Annotated in this window: 1 pseudogene; it reads left to right on the top strand. The window is 65.0% G+C overall.

Annotated elements, in window-relative coordinates:
- Positions 1-131: 131 nt before the first annotated feature.
- Positions 132-242, top strand: a pseudogene (locus G3I56_RS43085) (IS5/IS1182 family transposase); the annotation flags it as partial.
- Between the last annotated feature and the right edge of the window lie 12 nt (positions 243-254).

Raw genomic sequence — 254 nt, 5'->3', positions numbered from 1 at the left:
CGGCCTTGAACTCCGGCGTGAACGAACGGCGAGGCCGAGGCTTCTTCTTCCCCATGCTCTCCATGATGGACATCCTCCCGGGGCTGAACCCCTGATCTCGGATGTCCGTCAAAACGGATCAAGCCCACACCCGCCTCCTGGCGCGCGACTACGAGCGCCGCACCACCAGTGCCGAAGCGATGATCTACTGGTCGATGATCCTGCTCATGACCCGCCGCCTGGCCCGGCCACACCCGCAGTGAGCGTGAACCGGC

Source organism: Streptomyces sp. SID12488, assembly GCF_010548275.1.
Taxonomy (GTDB): domain Bacteria; phylum Actinomycetota; class Actinomycetes; order Streptomycetales; family Streptomycetaceae; genus Streptomyces.
The sequence above is the reverse complement of the archived record's forward strand: the minus strand, read 5'-3'. Positions and strand labels throughout refer to the sequence as shown.